Source organism: Komagataeibacter swingsii (assembly GCF_003207895.1).
In the GTDB taxonomy this organism is placed as follows: Bacteria; Pseudomonadota; Alphaproteobacteria; order Acetobacterales; family Acetobacteraceae; genus Komagataeibacter; species Komagataeibacter swingsii.
Genome location: NZ_NKUB01000079.1, coordinates 1 through 1,355 on the forward strand (window position 1 = coordinate 1; position 1,355 = coordinate 1,355).

The window sequence follows — 1,355 nt, forward strand, 5'->3', positions numbered from 1 at the left end:
GAACACCGCGATCGTGTCATGGTCAGGATGCAGGTTCGCCGCCACAAAGCGCATACCGATGTCACGATACGTCGCCCGTTCGATCCGACGCGATGAGAATACGCCGTTCGCATAGGCGTAAATCAGCAGCGCCAGCATCAGGCGCGGATGATACTGCGCCTTGCCGCCAGTCCGCCGGGGCACCGAAAATGCCTCCAGCGCTACTCGCTCCACCGCCGCTACGATGAAATGCGCCACATCGTCCGACGGCAGCCATGACTTCAGATCTGGCGGCAGAAGATACGGCTGCGATCGATCAAATGGGATGAAGCTGCTCATCCTGAAAGCTTACCCCAGATCGCCAGAGGTTGGTACCCCAACCCGACAGCCTGTTAGAAGCTGTTTTAAAATAACTCATTTATAAAAAACAATAAAAGTTTTTAGGTGCCGTCTTTTTTTAGAAAAGCGGCGTTCCGTGAAGCGTTCTGAAAAAAGTTTCATCAAAAAACTTTGGTAACCTGCATGATGTTGCATGGGCTGTATGTTTCAGGAAGTGGTAGATGTTCCCAGTAATGGCGATCGTGTAGCCATCCGTCTGGGTAATCAATCATCACTGGCAGAACGTGTATTTCGGCTTGACGCTTTTTCTGGTGTCATCTGCCTGACCAGATCATGACCTGTTGGGAAGATTCATGCATTCATTACTAAATGGCAATATGACTTATAGATAATTTCTTAATTGAAACGGAATATCGTTGCACGCCATTGTGTTATCCTAATGCGCCAAAGGGAAAAAATGCGATGGGAACAGCGTCAATGGCACAGACAGGGGACAGCAGGAACGTCTGTAACGACCTTCCCATTATCAGGATGTCTATCGTCACACTAGTTATCTCGCGCCTCAGGGACATGGGACTGAATGTGGAAAGTGCGATGGCCTGCACCCAAATCGAGACCGCCCTACTGTCACTGCCCCACACAACAATTCATCTCGAGACATTTGCTTCATTTCTTGAAGATGTGGCATTGCGCAATAACAGGCCACTGGTAGGATTTGAACTCGGGCTAATAACCCGCCCGGATGAAATTGGCCCATTGGGGCTGCTGTTTTTACTGGCCCGGACGCTGCGTGAAGGCATGATCGCCTACAATGATTTTTTTCCTGCCGTACAATCTCATTCCCGTCTGCATCTTTCGGAACATGGGGAACTGGCGCGGATTTCCTATTGCATTGATTATGCAGGCAGTTGGCCCCGCCGACAGGATACGGAATTTACCTGGAGGGATCGAAGAACCCTTGATTGATGTGCTTGGCCGGTAATTTCTGGGTTTTGGCGATTTGATTGACGGTTTTTGCGATGGCGTCCAGTCTGCGT

At 50.0% G+C, this 1,355-nt stretch carries 2 protein-coding genes; one reads left to right on the forward strand and one right to left on the reverse strand.

What is annotated here, in order from left to right:
- On the reverse strand, positions 1–318 hold a 318-nt coding region (locus tag CFR76_RS17370; protein ID WP_146222730.1), incomplete at its 3' end, for a transposase.
- Positions 319–795: 477 nt separating this feature from the next.
- On the opposite strand from CFR76_RS17370, the gene CFR76_RS17375 reads away from it, so the two are divergent.
- Positions 796–1,284 (forward strand): AraC family transcriptional regulator ligand-binding domain-containing protein, encoded by a 489-nt coding sequence (locus tag CFR76_RS17375; RefSeq protein ID WP_244192005.1) that lies wholly within the window; start codon positions 796–798, stop codon positions 1,282–1,284.
- Positions 1,285–1,355 lie beyond the last annotated feature (71 nt).

Bases quoted from the DNA above. Each gene is read 5' to 3' on its own strand.
- CFR76_RS17375 (WP_244192005.1), top strand. From the start codon at position 796: ATGGCACAGACAGGGGACAGCAGGAACGTCTGTAACGACCTTCCCATT.